This is a genomic window from Lysinibacillus sp. RC79 (assembly GCF_041262405.1).
Lineage (GTDB): Bacteria > Bacillota > Bacilli > Bacillales_A > Planococcaceae > Lysinibacillus.
The window spans coordinates 77,959-93,825 of sequence record NZ_JBGCCD010000001.1 but is presented as its reverse complement, the minus strand read 5'-3'; the positions used below and the strand labels follow the sequence as shown (position 1 = coordinate 93,825).

Sequence of the window (15,867 nt, the reverse complement as noted above, 5' to 3'; positions counted from 1 at the left end):
AATATGATGAGAAAGTTTTTATAAGTCCTTTTTAATATTTATACATAACAACAATATGATATTTCAAAAATCATACCTTTTAACTGTAATTCTATACATATTTCTTAAAAGGTTGGACAAATTACTATTAAGGAGGCGAAATAGATGAATTTTCAAATAAGAGATGCGATTACGACAAACGTACATGGTCAATCAGCGGCCGAATTTAAGGATATTGTCGAAGACGCAATTAGCCGTGGTGAAGAGCATTTACTTCCAGGGCTTGGTGTGTTTTTCGAAAAATGGTGGCAGCAATCTAGTTCTACTGAGCAGGATGCATTTGTTCAAAAACTTGAAAAAGCCTTTGCTCACTAATTTTTTATAGACAGTTCATTCCATTTCCAATAAATGCATGATAAAGTTTAACTTATCAGAAAATTAGGAGGGATTGGAATGACTGTTGCTGTAGAATTAATAGTAAATCAACTAAAAAAGGTTTTAACTGAAGAACAGGTGTCAACAAACGAAACGGTGCGACAGCTACATGGAAGGGACGAATCTCATCATACAATGAGCTTACCAGATATCGTTGTCTTTCCTCGTTCCACGGGCGATGTCAGTGCCATCTTGAGAATTGCGCATACGGAACGTGTACCAGTCGTACCTTTTGGTGTTGGCTCAAGCTTGGAAGGAAATGCAATTCCCATTGCAAATGGCATTTCTATCGATTTCTCTGAAATGAATGCTATTTTAGAAATTCGACCAGATGACCTGCTTGTGAAAGTACAACCGGGTGTAACACGTGCCCAATTGAATAAAGAATTAAAAAAACATGGACTTCAATTCACAGTTGACCCTGGTGCTGATGCTACACTTGGTGGAATGGCCGCAACTAATGCCAGCGGTACAACAGCAGTGCGTTATGGTGTTATGCGCGATCAAGTACGAGATTTAGAGGTTGTACTCGCAGACGGTTCAGTCATTCATACCGGTAGCTTAGCAGCAAAATCTTCTTCTGGTTATCACTTGAATGGCCTTTTCGTTGGCTCTGAGGGTACGCTAGGTTGCTTTACAGAATTAACTTTACAAGTCTATGGTATACCCGAATTTGTAACGGCGGGACGTGCAGTTTTTGCGACAGTTGGCGATGCTGTCAGTACAGTAACCGCATTGTTACAAGCGGGCATTTCAATTGGCCGTGTTGAGCTGGTCGATGAAGCCTCTATCAAACAAGCAAATATTTATAATGAAACATTCTATGATGAAAAACCAACACTATTTTTAGAATTTCACGGAAATGAAGCAGGTATGCATGCTGATATAGAATTCGCTAGAGAAATTTTTGAGGACTTTGGCTGTCTTACTGTTGAATTTGAACAAGACAATGCAGCACGGAATAAGCTCTGGGAGGCGCGTCATTCATTGGCCTATGCATATATCCATGCCTATCCAGGGAAAAAGCTTATGTCGACTGATGTTTGTGTGCCGATATCTATGCTTGCTGAATCCGTAATATATGCACGTGAACAGCTTGAGGAAGTTGGTCTTCCAGGCGGAATTGTAGGTCATGTTGGAGACGGTAACTTCCATGCTTTGCTAATGTTAGATCCAAACGATGTCGAGGATCAAGCAAAAGCCAATCGTTTCAATGAACATATTGTGCACTTTGCTTTACTGCGTGGTGGCACTTGTACTGGTGAACATGGTGTTGGTATTGGAAAAATGAAATATCAGTCTACAGAGCACGGAACATCTCTATTAGTGATGAAGAGCATAAAGGCAGCACTTGATCCACATAATATTATGAATCCAGGGAAAATTTTCAGCATGTAATGTAGATACTTAAATATAAACACGATCTCACCATGAATGGAGAGACCGTGTTTATTATTGTAGATTATCATAACGACTGTTACGCTCCGTACCAAGAGCACGTGGTATCATCGTTTCGACCAGATAATCTTCTTCTTCAAAGATAATTTTCTTCAATTCAATATTAAAAAATTCCTTCATCCTTGCTTCTGTCATTACTTCCTGTACGTTACCGTAAATGACCCCTTTTTCTTTTGCTGTCATTAAGACTCGATCTGCTAGATAAAATGCATGATTTGGATAATGGGTATTGATGATGCAAGAAATACCACGTTCCTTTGATAAACGCTTAATAGTTTGTAAAATAACTATTTGTTTTTGAATATCCAAATGCGACTCTGGTTCATCTAAAATCAAAACTTCTGGCTCAGAAACAAGAGTTCTTGCGATTAAAGCTAACTGCAACTCACCACCGCTAATTTCATTGCATGATTTTTTAGCAAGATGTAAAATATCAATCGTCTTCAGTGCTTGATGAGCGGCTTCCAAATCCTTCACAGATGGCTGGGCTAGCGTGCTAATATACGGAGCCCTTCCCATTACGACAAGCTCTTCTACTGAAAATCCAAATACCATTTTATGTGCTTGAGGTACATAACCAACACGTTTCCATAGTTCTTTACGATTTAATGTTGCAAGTGGTTTGTCGTCGATTAAAGTCTTTCCTTTTTTCCATTCAAGTAACCCTGTTATACATTTTAACATCGTCGTTTTCCCTGCTCCGTTCGGACCTAGAATAGCCATTATTTCACCAGGCTCCAATGAGAAATTGATGTCTTGTGCATATAAATCAGGTAATTTTTTTCTTCTTCTTTCATAATGATAATTACCGTTTATAACTTCAATTTTCATGCCCAGCCACCTCCTGAACGGCGTAATAAATAAGCAAAGAAAGGCGCTCCAATAATTGCTGTTAAAATAGATAAAGGTATTTCCGTTGCTGTTAATGAACGAGCTAAATCATCAATTATTAATAGATAAACACTACCAATAGCCACAGATATCGGTAATACAAATTGATTATTATTTCCGACAAGCATACGTGCAACATGTGGAATAATTAAACCAACCCAACCAACAATACCAGCAACAGCTACGGATGCAGCTGTAATTAAAGTTGCTCCGAAAATGACTAACCATTTTAAACGTGTAACTGGAATTCCCATTGACTTTGCTTCATCTTCAGGCAATGTTAAAATATTTAACCTCCATCGTAGTAAATACAGTAATATGATTCCAATTAAAATTAGCGGACCACCAATAAATAAATCCTTGTAGGTTGCCGTGCTAAGACTTCCCATTAACCAGTAAGTAATTGCCGGTAATTTTTCCTCCGGATCGGCCACAAATTTTGTTAACGATATTAATGCATTAAAAAGTGCGGAAGTCACAACACCAGCTAACACAAACATAAAAATAGGGGCATTCTTTTTTGCACCAGCAATTAAATACGTAAAACCAATCGCTCCTAATCCAAAGATAAGTGCCAACATTTGCGCATAAATATTTTGACCAAATAATAATATCCCAAGTGAAGCCCCGAATCCCGCACCTGCAATAGATAAACCACCACCAATTAGTAAAGCTAGTAAAATTCTTGGCAAACGAATATTCAGAACTACAGTTTCTTCCATCTGCGTCCATGTCTGCTCGACAGTAATTACTTTAGAAGCCAGTATTTTAATGATCTGCTCTAAACCTACTTCAAATCGACCAATCCCAAGAGAAACGATTGCTACCAAAATCGGTAGCAACCATAAAAGCGCAATTTTCCATTTCTTCATAATTACAATCACCCTTAATATTTTGCTGCATCTGAAGAAGGATTTAAGATAGAATGGATTTCATCATCCGAAATATCGAATTCGTAGAAGTCCTTGTAATACGCTTTAATCTCATCTTCTATTTTATAATCAAATAATGTTGGATGATTTTTTTGTGCCATCCATTTTAGCATTAATGGCGCATCGCCACTTGGTGGGAACCAGCGATAAATACCTAATGGAATTTTATAAACTTTGCCCTCTTGAACAGCCTTCACTTGACTCCAATCCTGTCCACTCACCTTGTTTTCAAGTAAGTCCTCTGGCTGCGTTTCAGTAAAGTTGGTGATATAAATGATATCTGGATTCCAAGCATAGATTTGCTCCATATTTACTTCTTTTCTTCCGTCTACATCATTTTCAGCTACATCTATAGCTCCAGTTGCATTAAGCCATTGATTTCCAAAGAAATTTCTACCACCGACAGTAATTGATTTATCATTATGCATATGTAAAATCATCGCTCGTGGCTTGTCCTGTGTGACAACATCCTTCAATTTAGCATTAAGTTCGGACTGTACTTTTTTACCTTCATCTAAGAAGTGGTCAGCACGATCAGTTGTTCCTGTTATTTGACTCGTTAAAGTCAACCAACTATTAAATGTTGCTAGAGGCTCAGCAGCTGCTGCATCAATAGCTTTTACAGCAACAACAGGAATTCCTGCTTCAGAGATTTTGTTAATTGAATTCTCATCTGTTGCAATTTCTACGTAGAGCTGAGGATTTATTTTCATTAATTCTTCTACATTTACTTCCCCGTTTTGTACAAAGGATGTTTCTGCTTTTAAAACATCTGGTGAGATTTTTGCTAAAATTGAATTTTTCGCGGCATTATACGAATTTGGGTGCATACCAACAATTTCTTTCGTTGAGTTTGTAGCGACATACCATGTGGAGAAATAAGGTAAAATACCCCCTGTCACGACACGCTCAATTGTGCCTGGTACTTTTACTTCACGCCCAAGCTGATCCGTCACAATTTTTTCCTCCGCTGTTGTCTGAACCTCCGATTTTGAAGTTTCAGCAGATTGATTAGATGCTGATCCTCCATCTTGATTGCCACAGGCTGCTAGCATTGCAGTTAATGCTAACGTTGCTAAATAACCATATTTTTTCATTTATTTTCTTCCTCTCTTAACCATTTTGCTATTCCATGTAAAAAGGGCTTCGACTGATCGATAAAACCAAGCCCAATATGAAACATTGGATCAAGCGTTGTGACAACTAATTCGCCTTTAAAACTTACATTGTCGATATAAAATAGAGAGCGACCGCCTGGAATATCGAGTAATGATTGAGCACCAGCTGGTGGTAAAAATGAACCATGATAATGCCACTTCATATCACCAAGCGTTATAAATTTAAATAATGGATGTGTTATATTTTGCTCACTCATTGGTAAATCGCCACCGTCGCGCACCCACCAGCTAAAATTAACTTCCGAATCCTCCCAATCGATTGTAGGAAACCAATTATCTAAAATCTCACCAAACATAATGAGTCGCTTACCTGATTCAATAAATGTGAGAAGTTGAGATTGATAACGCTTCAAATGAGGAATATCTAGACGACATGATAAAATCAAAATGTCATAATTTTCTAAATTATATCGATGCAATTCACGAATATGTAAAATATCATCATATAAATAATGAAATTCCTGCTCTGCAAAAAATCGCTTTTGAAAGGGTAATCCATTTGTTACGATACCAATCATTATTCCTTCACTCCATTCACTTGATTGCGCTCGTACTCTTCTCGGATACAAGAAAGCATTTGCAAACTTAAATAACGAGAGGAATTTTCTTCATTAATAAATACTCGATAGATATCCGTCCCTGCACCAGCAAAAATTGTGCCATTGGTCGAATCACGATCCACATAAATGATAGTTGCACCACTTTGATCCGTCACAAGTACCTCAGCATGTAATGGAGTTTTTTCAAAATAACCACGAGAAAAAAATCCTCTAACTCCTTTACGGTAGTTAATGTCATATGCATCAATACCTACAAACAATGGATGTATAGGCTCTTTTATAATTATTTCACGATCCTTTAATGGAATCGGAGAACGTTTCCAGTTAGGAACTCCCGCTAACCAAGGTAATGATGTCTCTGTAAGTGAAAAAATAACGCCACCCTGAGACAAATATTGATCCAAAACATTTTTATGATCTAATAAAAATTGCTCTTCTACTAAATTAGTAATAATTAAGCCTGCATAGGCACGCAAATCGGTATACGGTAAATCATATAAATATAAAAACGTTAATCCTCGCCTTCGATCCTCATCTGTCAGTCTCGAAAATTGTATATCAATACCAACATAAGCAATTGGTTTCAAAGAGAACCCTTCTTTCTATCTTAATTTCATTGATAATGATTATCATTTGCATCTAAATACATACTACAGTATAGTGATAATGATTATCATTGTCAAACTAGTTTTATGCACTTCCTTTTGTTTCCAATATATTAAGAAAATATTGCACATTATTCAAAGAGCATAAAATATTTTTTCAATATAATTTATTACTTAACTTTTATTTTTGGAGGAATCAATATGAGTGTCCCAATTTCGATACTAAAACTAGACCCTGGACATGCTTTCGGTGTGAATGGTCGTATGCAAAAAGATACAGGTAATGAGGCAAAAATAATTGATCAATATGATTTTGCATACGCAAAATTAGAAAAAGTGGATGTTATCCTAATACCCAATTTTATTGATCAAGAATTTTTGTACAGTCAACGTGAGAAGATTGCTGCCTTTTTGGAAGAGAAGAAAATCGTAGTGTATTGTGGCCATCTATTCCGTGAATGGCTACCAGGTTGTGGTCCATTCATGCCACAGCTTATTCGTAATTATAAAGACTATGAGGTTTTTCCAACTGCAGATTCAGCTATTTTTCAAGATGTAACTACTGAAGATATGACATTTAAAAAAGGAGTTGCTGGCTTTTTTGCACGTGGTTTTCATCATGCACCAGAAGATGCAGATATATTACTTACTTTTTCAAACGGTAAAGCCGTTACATATGTAGATCGTACTACAACAAAAGGTACTATTTTAGTCCATGCAGGACGTGATTTACTGGGCTATGCTAATGAAAACAAATCAACTGACCTTATTCGCCCACAATTTTTAACATGGCTTGAAGCAGAAGTACAATCATTAAAGGAGAGCACAGAACTATGAGAAGAATCGGTGTTATATATAGTGGTAATGAGTCACATTATCGTACATTTCATGAACCAAAATTCAATCAATATATAAAAAAATTAATTTATCACCATGATTTCCTAGAAACGGACATCGACGACTTAGATGTACTGATTGTTCCCTCTCAATTAAACAACAAACTTTTACTCGCTAGCGTGTCAAAAATACACTCGTTTGCTGAAAAAGGTGGAATTGTAGTTGCATTTGGACCACAGCCATGGAATTGGCTACCTGCACAACAGTGGGAAGAACGACCAACAAATTTTTGGTGGTGGCTTGAAAAAGATGCTTCAAGTGGTCTAGTATTACAAAAACCAGAACATCCTCTGTTTAACGGTTATTTAACACTTGCTGACTGCACATGGCATCAACATGGAGTTTTCTGGCCTCCTGAGAATGCAGATATTTTAATAACAACGGAAGATGGTGGTGCAGTTTTATATATTGATACCGCCTCTACCGGCGGAACATGGATCATTACGACATTAGATCCTGATTTCCATTTCGGCTCTTACTTTATGCCAGCAACTGAGCGATTCCTTGAAGGCTTTTTCCCATACTTAGCCTTTGGAAAAATTTCACAAGCTCTGATTTAAAAGCAAATGCCATAGAAAAAGGGGCCAATAAATCCTTTTCCTATGGCATATAAACGAGAAATTACGCTTAATAAACAACTTACTATGCTTTATTTATAAATCATAGCGGAAGCTTTTTACTAGCTTCTGTCCTTTATAAAATTCCTTTGATTCATCTCTTACAAAGCCCAGCGATAAGTAAAGATTAATAGCGGCCTGCATAATATCACCTGAGTGCAAATATAATGCTTGATCCTGACGATTGCGTGCAAAGGCGAAGCTTTCGTGCAATAATTTTTTAGCAACACCTAGCCCTCTTCCTTTAGGATGTACGCCAAGTAAGCGCACAATGGTAGACTGTATGTTAAGCTCTGGCAAACCATACGCTTTTTCAGAATCTGTAAATAATTGCAGTCCCCCTAAAATCTCATCGCCACGCTTTGCCACTAAAATTGTTTCTGCATTAGGATTACCAACAGATGCCCGAATATCACTTAGGTATGAACCCCAGTCCTCTGGGTTTTCATATTCTTTTTCATATTGTGCGTAACTCTCTACTAGAACCTCTAAATAACTTGCATAGTCTTCCTCTTTCAAATGCTCAATCACTATTTCAGCTACTGTCATCGTTCTATCCCCTTTCTATTTAATCAACTCTATTTAAATGCACCCTTACTATAGGCAGTTACTCTTTTTTCAATACGATGTGCCAACCATTCAACGATAGCTGAAACACCCCAATAAATTAACCCAACAGCGATAAATGCCTCCAGAAATTTCAAATTAATCGAAGCAATGATATTCGCGACTCCTGTTAACTCTTTAACTGAAAGAAAAAAAGCTAGTGACGTTGCATGTAAGAAACCTATAAAGACATTTGTGAAGTTAGGAATGGATTTACTAAATGCTTGCGGTAAAATATAACGTCGCATCGCCTGTGAAAATGTTAAACCGACTGCATAAGCTGCCTCTAGCTGTCCCTTAGGTACACTTAAAATACCGGACCGAATTATTTCGGAGGCATAAGCTCCTGCACTTAGCGTCAAAGCCAAAATAACAAAAAATAAAATGGGAATAGAGCTTGATTGAAACTCTAACTTGAAAGCTTTTGCAATGACATCAACCACAATTGGTATGCCAAAATAAACAAGCATAATATGCATAATGATTGGTGTTCCTCTAAAAAAAGATACGTAAAAATTCAACAATGGTGCTAGAATTTTCGTTTGTTGTATCCGCACAAAAGCAACTATTATGCCGATTAATATGCCCAATAAGACAGGCGTAACTGCCATGAACAAAGTTAACGGCAATACTTTACTAATTTCTATTAAAGCTTCAAAAATAAAAGCAAAATCTATCGTCATAGCATATCCCCCTAGCTAGATGCAGCTTCCTTTGGCATATATCGATTAAGATATCGTTCATTTCGCTTTAAACCCTTTTCTAACAGCATAACAATGACATAATAAACGATGGACAGCGCCAAATATATCTCCAGCGCTCTTGTCGTTGAAGCAATAAGTGTTTCTCCACGTCCCACCATATCCATGACACCAATTGAAAATGCTAAAGAGGTATCCTTTAATGAACTAATCATCGTATTTGTCATATTTGGAAAGGCAACACGAATCGCCTGAGGGAGAACAATACGTAGAAAGGACTGTATTCCATTTAATCCAACTGAATAAGCTGCCTCCATTTGTCCGCGATCAACTGTTAAAATAGCCGCTCTAAAAATCTCAGCAAACGATGCAGCATTGCTCAACATATAAGTAATAATTACGAAGTACATAGCATCCATTCTTGTTACATCAATATGCACAAGCTTTAATAACGCTGGTATACCATAAAATACTAAAAACAATTGCACTAAAATCGGAGTACCTCGAATAAACGAAATATAAATCGTTATAATTTGCTTCAAAACAGGTATGTGTAGCAGCTTTGGTATAGCGATTACTATACCAAGCAGCATACCAAAAAAGGTTGCGAACACTAAAATTTCGAGTGTTACTGGTAAATACTGAAGCAATATTGGAAGTACTTTTGCGATTAGCGTGAAGTCAAAGTCATTAGCCATACTTCTTTCTCCCTCTCCTATTCATTTAGAAGTCTACCGTATAATCGTCACCAAGCCATTTCTTACTTAGCTTACTAATGACGCCTTCTGCCCTCAATTCTCGAATAGCATCATCAAGTCGCTCCTGTAAGACAGCCTCGTCTTTATTTAATAGGAAGTAAACTTTTGAATTTAATAAAGCATCTCCTACTACCTTCTCCTGTGCCTTATTGCTTTCGTTATAGTACTTTACTGCAAATGGTGTTGTAATGATTGCATCGATTCGACCTGTTGCAAGTTGATTATGAACATCAACCGAGCCTGACGAATAGACAATATTAGCACCTAAATTATGTTCCTTATTGTATTTCTCTATATAGACAGCAGAGTTACTAGTTGGTGAAACACTAACGTTTTTCCCCTTCAAATCATCAATGGATTGAATAAAATCGTTTTTTGCATTGACTGTTACTTTTAATGGGAATACATTATAAGGCTCTTTATTAAAGAGGAATTTCTCTTCTCGTTCACTATTGACTTCCATTTGATGGGCAATAAAGTCAATTTTCCTTGTCTCTAAACTTAGTAATAAATTTGAAAATTCCATTGTTTTAAATTCAAACTCATATTCTGGTAGCTTCTCATCAATGGCGCGAACAAGCTCCACATCATAACCGGTTAAATTCCCCTTGTCATCAATGAAGCAGATATTTGGAAATTGGGTTCCTGTACCAACAATAATTTTTTGAACGCCCTTTCCACCTTGTGCTGCATTATTTTCATTAGTATCACCTTCGGACTTTTCCGTACTTGTACAAGCTGTTAAAAGTAAAGCTAGCAATAATAGTAAATAAAACGATAATTTTTTCATAAAATCCCTCTCTTCTTATGCATGCGACGATATATCAACAGCAAGTGCTGCTTTTAAATGCTCCAATCCAATCTCTGTTACTGCTTTAAAGACACCATTTGATCCAATTTCGACAACCGGAACATAACGGACACCATATTTTGCTTCTAAGATGTCACGGAATGCGTCATTATGTGTTACATCCACTGTTTTGTAAGAAATTCCTTGTTGTTATCAATTATGCCTCGGCATAATTGCGTCCGGAATCGGCTTTGTGCTTAGGCCTGCACGATGCAGGTCAGTTAGCCGTTATCGCATGGATGCGATGGTTTTAGGCTAACATCCTTTAAGAACTCCTTTTCGATTCCGTGACATCCGCCGGGGGCTTTACCTTCTTTCAGCGGGTGTTTGAATACCCGCTGAAAGAAGGTAAATATGTTTTCACTTCATCACAATAACTACAGCCTTGCTTTGACCAAACAATTACTTCTATATTTTTTGCCATGTTTATTTCCTCCTTAGCTTACCGCTTCTTTTTGTTGCAAATGTAAATTGATTGGACTTAATAGCTCAAATGATCTTTCCCGTTCAAATTCCTTCAATACAGGCGTATGCAAAATAAACTCATCAATTTGATAGCGCACATGATAGTCATTTAATATCGTTTTAATATCTTCCGGAGTACCATATAAAATATCTGCATCATATTGCTTTACCGTAAATGTTTCTCCAGATTCCTGACCAAATTTCTCTGCTAGCTCTACCGATTGTAATGTTAGGCTTTTGCCACTTGCTAAATGAACCTTCGTAATTTTTTGATCACCAATAAGCTCTTTCGCCTCCTCTTTTGTAGGGGCTGCAAGGGCTGCGATGGAAACGGCAAAATGACCGTTTGGATGATGCTTGCGATAGGCTGTAGCTGCTTGTGCTAATACGTCGTTATCACTATTAATAAATCGCGCAAAGACAAACGCAATGCCTAGTGTGCCTGCAAGAGCGGCACTTTGAGGACTTGCCCCAAGTAAAAACAATGCTGGCTTTACCTTTGGAATCGGTGTTGCCTGTATTCCATATAACTCGTGCTCTGCTGGTACTGTTTGTTCAATTAATTGCTGTAAAAATGTTAATCTTTCCTCAAAATCTTCGCCTTTATTGAGCGTGCCATATTGCAACGCCTTCGTAGAGAGGGGTAAACCACCCGGTGCTTTCCCTATGCCTAAATCAACTCGCCCTGGCTCCAACGATGCGAGAACGTGGAAATTTTCTGCTACCTTGTAAGGGCTGTAGTGCTGTAGCATCACTCCACCCGACCCAATATTGATAGACTTTGTTTTAGCAAGGAGGTAAGATACTAATACCTCTGGAGATGACCCCGCTAATGTATCTGTACTATGGTGCTCTGACACCCAAAAACGTGAGTAGCCCAATTGCTCTGCTTTTTGTGCTAGAGCCACTGTTTTTTGTAAAGTCTGCTCGTTTGTTGCATCCTCAATAATAGGGCTTTGATCTAATATGCCTAATGAATAGCTCATACATTGCCTCCTTAATTACACTTATTCTTATATATTTACTAGGTTTTTAGACAGACTGTTTGACATAATGGCTTTCTTTAAATGGCAAACCTAAGTTACCTCGTAATGTGTCTGCCTCATATTCTTCACGGTATAGCCCTCTTGCTTGTAAAATTGGCACAACCTTATCAACAAAGTCCTCCAATGCTCCAGGTACAGTAACGCCTATAATAAAGCCATCAGCCGCCTCTTGCTCAAACCATTCCTGCACGAGGTCAGCAACTTGCTCTGCTGTACCAAAGAATGCTGTTTTTGGGGTTGCTTCTCGTAATGCAACTTGTCGCAATGTTAGCCCTTCTTGCTTGGCATATTTTTTAATATAATCAGTCGTACTTCTAAAACTGTTCGCTCCAATATCACCAAGCTCTGGGAACGGAGCATCTACATCATATTGTGTAAAATCATGATGATCGAAATATCGACCAAGATACGCAAGTGCACGCTCTATCGAAACAAGCTCAACGATTTCCTGATACTTCGCTTCCGCTTCCTCAAGCGTATCTCCAATAATCGGAGAGATTCCTGGGAAAATTTTAACTTCATCTGGATTGCGTCCAAACGCCGCGACCTCAGTCTTTACCCTTTTATAAAATTTCTGTGACTCTTCTAACGACGCACCGTGCGTAAAAATCGCGTCTGCATCCTTTGCTGCTAATCGAATACCTGCATCTGAAGAACCCGCTTGGAAAATAACGGGCTGCCCCTGCTTAGAGCGTGCAATATTTAGCGGACCTTGTACTGAAAAATAGTTACCCTGATGATTTAATGTGTGCAACTTATCAGGATTGAAAAATACATCATTTTCTACATCTGCAACGAAAGCATCATCTTCCCAGGAATCCCACAAGCCCTTTGCTACTTCTAAATATTCTTCAGCAATTTGATAGCGCTCTGCGTGACTAGGATGCTGCTCAATTGTTTTATTATAGTTCAAGGCAGTGCTTTCTAATGGTGTCGTTACGACATTCCACCCTGCACGCCCCCCGCTAATATGATCCAAAGAGGCAAATTGGCGTGCAACTGTAAATGGTTCGCTATAGGAGGTTGATACAGTACCCACTAACCCGATGTTTTTAGTTGCTACTGCTAGCGCCGAAAGAATAGTTATTGGCTCGAAACGATTTAAAAAATGGGGAATAGATTTTTCATTGATGAACAAACCATCTGCAATAAAAGCAACATCAAATTTCCCCTGCTCTGCCTTTTGTGCCTGCTGAATATAAAAAGGCAAGCTTACACTTTGATTGCTAGCCACCTTAGGATGTCGCCAACCTGAAATATTGCCACCTACACCATGAATAATAGCCCCGAATCGAATTTTGTCCTGTCTCACCATATTTGTTCCTCCTCAAATTTTATTTTTACTAAACATAGTGGTTAAGTATGTTTTATGATTAAAAAAATACTTTATTTATAGTTTCTATAAATAAAATAGGATTGAGGAAGATAATACAGTTCATTTATCCAATTTGCAATAGGCTACATAATAGAAAAAAATTTACTTTCTTATAAAATATTTTATCAATTCGAATTTTCTTGAATACTTTCGAATTCCACAGCTGTATCAAATATTGTTTTCAAAAAGGCTGGTGCCAGCGTCTCTTTATTTTTATACGTTAAAAAAATATGTTGATTCATATCCAGTAAATGCTTAACATCAATCTCAACAAATTCCCCACTTTCAAGCTCCTTTTTTACACAAAGGTGTGGTAAGAAGCTCATATACTCTTTCGTACGAATAAATTCTTTCGCTACTTCTAAATGATCTGTTCGCACTTCAATATTTGCTGATACGCCCTCTACCTCAAACATTTTATGCACATAATTCCAATCAAAAGCCCCACATTCAAAAAACACCATTTTCTGTTGTGCCAGTTCCTTTGCTTTCATTAGATTTTGTTGTATAAAGGGGTGCTCGCGATGCATCACAAGTTTAACAGCATTACTTAGCAATAGCTCATTGCAAATTCCTTCTCTATGTACGTATTGAATTAGTCCAAGATGGATTTGATGACTTTGCAATTTCTCTAAAATCACTGCTGTTGAACCTGTGATAATCTGAAAGCGCAAATGAGGAAAATCTTCCTTCCATTTTGGCAATGCATAAGCTAAAAAATATTGTGCTGTGACTCCATTTGTACCAATGCACACCTCGTCAGACTCCTTCGTTTCCTCTAATTGTTTCTTTCCCCGTTCGAAGGTTTGCACAATCTGTGTCGCAAACGGTACAAAATCCTTGCCTTTATCCGATAATATTACACTTCGCCCATCGCGATGAAATAACTCTACATTTAACTCTCGTTCCAATGATTTAATACGCGCCGTTACAGTCGGTTGAGATAAAAACAATGCATTTGCGGCCTTATGAATACTTTTATAATGCACTACATATAAAAATGCTTCGATATGGTCAATATTCATCTGATGACCTCCTCAAATTACTTATTTATCCTATTATATAGATAATTGTCTTAATTCTCTATAAAAGATTGGAAAACTAGGTATTATATTTTACTTATGTATCTGAATTAAGTAAATACCCACGAAAGGCAGTGCAACAAGAAAAAAAGTAACCTAGCGTCTCCCAGGTTACTTTATTATGTAGCGATGTGGTCATCCATCTTGATAACATACATCACGCGTGGCTTACATCCCTCTGTCTGCAACCACTGTTATGCCATTCACATTGACACCCCCTGTTGTCAATATGAACTCTATCTATATAGTATTTCTCTAACTGAGAAGTATAATACTTGGCGTCAGTTTTCGAGCGCTTAGCTTGCTCGAAAAGTTCACTTCATTGCATTAAGCTAGAATTGATGCTAGCACTGCTTTTTGGGCATGGAGTCTATTTTCTGCTTGCTCAAAGATGTAGGAATTTGGGCCATCAATAACAGATGACGCTACTTCTTCTTCACGATGAGCTGGTAAACAGTGCAAGAACATATAATTCGGTTTTGCGTATGCGACAAGTTCATCATTAATTTGATAACCTGCAAAATCTTCTAGACGTTTTGCAGTTTCCTCTTCTTGCCCCATCGACGTCCATACATCAGCGTATACTACATCCGCGTTTATAACTGCATCTATAGGATCGTTTGTAATTATAATAGTACTACCATTTGCTTCTGCGATAGCCTGTGCTTTTGCGATAACATCTGCATCACATTCATAGCCAACTGGTGTTGCTACTGCCACGTTCATTCCTACATGAGCAGAAGCGACTACTAATGAGTGCGCCACGTTGTTGCCATCTCCAACATATGCAATTTTTAGTCCTTTTAGATGACCTTTATTTTCAGCGATCGTTTCTAAATCCGCTAAAGCTTGGCATGGATGATAAATATCCGTTAAGCCATTGATAACCGGTATAGATGCATGCTCTGCAAGCTCCTTCACCATTGCATGAGAATTTGCGCGAATCATAATCCCATCTAAATAACCTGATAACACATGTGCTGTATCATAAATCGATTCTCCGCGACCAATCTGTAAATCACGTGCATGCATAAACATACCTTTGCCGCCCAATTGGTTCATACCTACTTCAAATGAAATACGAGTACGAGTTGAATGTTTTTCAAAAATCATACCGAGTGTCTTACCTTCTAGCAGCTTCGGACATTTCCCTTCTTTAGTAATCATTTTCAGCTGTGTCGCTAATTCAACTAACTGCTGAACCTCTTCACTTGTATAGTCTAGCAAGGTTAATAGGTCCTTACCTTTTAAGCTAGACACTAACTTCAACTGTACTTCCTCGAGTAATTTCATAGCCTTCGCTCCTTGTTTAGTTGCTGTTGGGATTAGTATAACAAATGCATAAATATAAAATCAACTGAATTTTTATGTTTATTTTAAAAAATTAGAATTTTATCTTCCGATGTGTCAAAAATGCGAACAATCGAATATT

The 15,867-nt window shown here is 37.6% G+C and carries 18 protein-coding genes; 4 read left to right on the top strand and 14 right to left on the bottom strand.

The genetic code is table 11. The annotated features are described in order from the left end of the window. The first annotated feature begins 144 nt into the window (after nt 1-144). Together sspI and ABH968_RS00385 are read left to right on the top strand one after the other, a co-directional pair. Nucleotides 145-354, top strand: a complete 210-nt coding sequence (sspI, locus tag ABH968_RS00390; RefSeq protein WP_370041545.1) for a small acid-soluble spore protein SspI — start codon at nt 145-147, stop codon at nt 352-354. A 78-nt stretch (nt 355-432) separates the two neighbouring features. After that, complete coding sequence (locus tag ABH968_RS00385) at nt 433-1,812, top strand: FAD-binding oxidoreductase (protein WP_370041543.1); 1,380 nt, start codon at nt 433-435, stop codon at nt 1,810-1,812. A 54-nt stretch (nt 1,813-1,866) separates the two neighbouring features. On the opposite strand, the gene ABH968_RS00380 is transcribed toward ABH968_RS00385, so the two are convergent. The 5 genes from ABH968_RS00380 to ABH968_RS00360 are packed head-to-tail and all read right to left on the bottom strand — an operon-like array spanning nt 1,867 to nt 6,020. Continuing rightward, nucleotides 1,867-2,703 (bottom strand): ABC transporter ATP-binding protein, encoded by an 837-nt coding sequence (locus tag ABH968_RS00380; protein WP_370041541.1) that lies wholly within the window; start codon nt 2,701-2,703, stop codon nt 1,867-1,869. Continuing rightward, the gene (locus ABH968_RS00375) at nt 2,700-3,635 is read right to left on the bottom strand and encodes a FecCD family ABC transporter permease (RefSeq protein ID WP_370041540.1); all 936 of its coding nucleotides are present in this window, start codon (nt 3,633-3,635) and stop codon (nt 2,700-2,702) included. The genes ABH968_RS00380 and ABH968_RS00375 overlap by 4 nt, the downstream gene beginning before the upstream one ends. Before the next feature lie 14 nt (nt 3,636-3,649). Beyond that, nucleotides 3,650-4,792: an ABC transporter substrate-binding protein gene (locus ABH968_RS00370; RefSeq protein ID WP_370041538.1), complete on the bottom strand. Its 1,143-nt coding sequence runs from the start codon at nt 4,790-4,792 to the stop codon at nt 3,650-3,652. Continuing rightward, entirely contained in the window at nt 4,789-5,391 is a 603-nt protein-coding gene (locus ABH968_RS00365; RefSeq protein ID WP_370041536.1) for a hypothetical protein, read from the bottom strand. Before ABH968_RS00365 ends, ABH968_RS00370 begins: the two co-directional genes overlap by 4 nt. After that, nucleotides 5,391-6,020, bottom strand: coding sequence for a hypothetical protein (locus tag ABH968_RS00360; protein ID WP_370041534.1), 630 nt, complete (start codon nt 6,018-6,020; stop codon nt 5,391-5,393). The genes ABH968_RS00365 and ABH968_RS00360 overlap by 1 nt, the downstream gene beginning before the upstream one ends. A gap of 219 nt (nt 6,021-6,239) precedes the next feature. Between ABH968_RS00360 and ABH968_RS00355 the strand changes: the two genes are divergently transcribed. Then, nucleotides 6,240-6,875 (top strand): hypothetical protein, encoded by a 636-nt coding sequence (locus tag ABH968_RS00355; RefSeq protein WP_370041533.1) that lies wholly within the window; start codon nt 6,240-6,242, stop codon nt 6,873-6,875. Continuing rightward, a complete protein-coding gene (locus ABH968_RS00350) occupies nt 6,872-7,495 on the top strand; it encodes a hypothetical protein (RefSeq protein WP_370041531.1) in 624 nt (207 codons plus the stop codon). Before ABH968_RS00355 ends, ABH968_RS00350 begins: the two co-directional genes overlap by 4 nt. Nucleotides 7,496-7,588: 93 nt before the next feature. Here ABH968_RS00350 and ABH968_RS00345 read toward each other — a convergent pair whose 3' ends face one another. From ABH968_RS00345 to argF, 9 genes are all read right to left on the bottom strand, one after another. Further along, nucleotides 7,589-8,101: a GNAT family N-acetyltransferase gene (locus tag ABH968_RS00345; protein ID WP_370041529.1), complete on the bottom strand. Its 513-nt coding sequence runs from the start codon at nt 8,099-8,101 to the stop codon at nt 7,589-7,591. 29 nt (nt 8,102-8,130) lie between these two features. Continuing rightward, nucleotides 8,131-8,841 carry an amino acid ABC transporter permease gene (locus ABH968_RS00340; protein ID WP_370041527.1) on the bottom strand — a complete coding sequence of 237 codons (711 nt, stop codon included), beginning with the start codon at nt 8,839-8,841 and terminating at the stop codon, nt 8,131-8,133. 11 nt (nt 8,842-8,852) lie between these two features. Next, nucleotides 8,853-9,557 carry an amino acid ABC transporter permease gene (locus ABH968_RS00335; protein WP_370041525.1) on the bottom strand — a complete coding sequence of 235 codons (705 nt, stop codon included), beginning with the start codon at nt 9,555-9,557 and terminating at the stop codon, nt 8,853-8,855. A gap of 25 nt (nt 9,558-9,582) precedes the next feature. Next, nucleotides 9,583-10,407: a transporter substrate-binding domain-containing protein gene (locus ABH968_RS00330; RefSeq protein WP_370041523.1), complete on the bottom strand. Its 825-nt coding sequence runs from the start codon at nt 10,405-10,407 to the stop codon at nt 9,583-9,585. 15 nt (nt 10,408-10,422) lie between these two features. Beyond that, entirely contained in the window at nt 10,423-10,608 is a 186-nt protein-coding gene (locus ABH968_RS00325; protein WP_370042160.1) for a glutaredoxin family protein, read from the bottom strand. A gap of 296 nt (nt 10,609-10,904) precedes the next feature. Then, nucleotides 10,905-11,918 carry an LLM class flavin-dependent oxidoreductase gene (locus ABH968_RS00320; RefSeq protein ID WP_370041522.1) on the bottom strand — a complete coding sequence of 338 codons (1,014 nt, stop codon included), beginning with the start codon at nt 11,916-11,918 and terminating at the stop codon, nt 10,905-10,907. 46 nt (nt 11,919-11,964) lie between these two features. Next, nucleotides 11,965-13,293: an LLM class flavin-dependent oxidoreductase gene (locus ABH968_RS00315; protein ID WP_370041521.1), complete on the bottom strand. Its 1,329-nt coding sequence runs from the start codon at nt 13,291-13,293 to the stop codon at nt 11,965-11,967. A gap of 185 nt (nt 13,294-13,478) precedes the next feature. Then, a complete protein-coding gene (locus ABH968_RS00310) occupies nt 13,479-14,378 on the bottom strand; it encodes a LysR family transcriptional regulator (RefSeq protein WP_370041519.1) in 900 nt (299 codons plus the stop codon). Nucleotides 14,379-14,762: 384 nt separating this feature from the next. Further along, nucleotides 14,763-15,728, bottom strand: coding sequence for an ornithine carbamoyltransferase (argF, locus tag ABH968_RS00305; RefSeq protein WP_370041517.1), 966 nt, complete (start codon nt 15,726-15,728; stop codon nt 14,763-14,765). Nucleotides 15,729-15,867: the final 139 nt, after the last annotated feature.

Bases quoted from the DNA above. Each gene is read 5' to 3' on its own strand.
- sspI (WP_370041545.1), top strand. From the start codon at position 145: ATGAATTTTCAAATAAGAGATGCGATTACGACAAACGTACATGGTCAA.
- ABH968_RS00385 (WP_370041543.1), top strand. From the start codon at position 433: ATGACTGTTGCTGTAGAATTAATAGTAAATCAACTAAAAAAGGTTTTA.
- ABH968_RS00380 (WP_370041541.1), bottom strand. From the start codon at position 2,703: ATGAAAATTGAAGTTATAAACGGTAATTATCATTATGAAAGAAGAAGA.
- ABH968_RS00375 (WP_370041540.1), bottom strand. From the start codon at position 3,635: ATGAAGAAATGGAAAATTGCGCTTTTATGGTTGCTACCGATTTTGGTA.
- ABH968_RS00370 (WP_370041538.1), bottom strand. From the start codon at position 4,792: ATGAAAAAATATGGTTATTTAGCAACGTTAGCATTAACTGCAATGCTA.
- ABH968_RS00365 (WP_370041536.1), bottom strand. From the start codon at position 5,391: ATGATTGGTATCGTAACAAATGGATTACCCTTTCAAAAGCGATTTTTT.
- ABH968_RS00355 (WP_370041533.1), top strand. From the start codon at position 6,240: ATGAGTGTCCCAATTTCGATACTAAAACTAGACCCTGGACATGCTTTC.
- ABH968_RS00350 (WP_370041531.1), top strand. From the start codon at position 6,872: ATGAGAAGAATCGGTGTTATATATAGTGGTAATGAGTCACATTATCGT.
- ABH968_RS00345 (WP_370041529.1), bottom strand. From the start codon at position 8,101: ATGACAGTAGCTGAAATAGTGATTGAGCATTTGAAAGAGGAAGACTAT.
- ABH968_RS00340 (WP_370041527.1), bottom strand. From the start codon at position 8,841: ATGACGATAGATTTTGCTTTTATTTTTGAAGCTTTAATAGAAATTAGT.
- ABH968_RS00335 (WP_370041525.1), bottom strand. From the start codon at position 9,557: ATGGCTAATGACTTTGACTTCACGCTAATCGCAAAAGTACTTCCAATA.
- ABH968_RS00330 (WP_370041523.1), bottom strand. From the start codon at position 10,407: ATGAAAAAATTATCGTTTTATTTACTATTATTGCTAGCTTTACTTTTA.
- ABH968_RS00320 (WP_370041522.1), bottom strand. From the start codon at position 11,918: ATGAGCTATTCATTAGGCATATTAGATCAAAGCCCTATTATTGAGGAT.
- ABH968_RS00315 (WP_370041521.1), bottom strand. From the start codon at position 13,293: ATGGTGAGACAGGACAAAATTCGATTCGGGGCTATTATTCATGGTGTA.
- ABH968_RS00310 (WP_370041519.1), bottom strand. From the start codon at position 14,378: ATGAATATTGACCATATCGAAGCATTTTTATATGTAGTGCATTATAAA.
- argF (WP_370041517.1), bottom strand. From the start codon at position 15,728: ATGAAATTACTCGAGGAAGTACAGTTGAAGTTAGTGTCTAGCTTAAAA.